Origin of the sequence: Thermus thalpophilus (assembly GCF_022760915.1) — a bacterium.
In the GTDB taxonomy this organism is placed as follows: domain Bacteria; phylum Deinococcota; class Deinococci; order Deinococcales; family Thermaceae; genus Thermus; species Thermus thalpophilus.
This window is the reverse complement of the sequence record NZ_JAKTNS010000117.1, coordinates 1-506: the sequence shown is the minus strand read 5'-3', so window position 1 is coordinate 506 and position 506 is coordinate 1. Positions and strand designations below refer to the sequence as shown.

Sequence of the window (506 nt, the reverse complement as noted above, 5' to 3'; positions counted from 1 at the left end):
AGGCCAGACGGCCCTCCTGGCCCAGGCCCTGCGCCTGGTGAGCCGGGACGGGTACACCTGGTGGCAGGTCCAGACGGCCCCCGTGGAGAAGGTCTTGGCCGCCGTGAAGAAGCTGGACGAGAAACACGCGGTCCTCATCGCCCCCAAGGCCCGGGCCATCCGGAAGGAGGCCCGCCTCCCCGTGGCCCACCTCCTCCTGGCCCCGGTGAGCGTGATGCCCCCGGAGGACCCTCCCCCCACCTGGCCCATGCTCCTCCTGGCCACCCAAGAGCTCCCCGGGGAGAGGATGCAGCGGGTGGAGGACCGCCCCCTTACCTGGGTGGCGTGGAGGAAGGAGGCCTGGCGGGCCACGTACGTGCTCAAACCGGACCAGCGTGGGCGGTGGACATGGTTCCTCACCAAGGAGTTCCACCGGGCTCTCCTAGAGGAGGCCCTGGCCTACGCCGCCGAAGGGGACTGGAGGGCCCTCGTGGGCCACATGAAGGCCCTGGGGAACCTGCCCATGT

General features: G+C 70.8%; 1 pseudogene. It reads left to right on the top strand.

Features of this window, described 5'->3' with window-relative positions:
• Window positions 1-506: pseudogene (locus L0D17_RS13260) on the top strand (hypothetical protein); the annotation flags it as partial.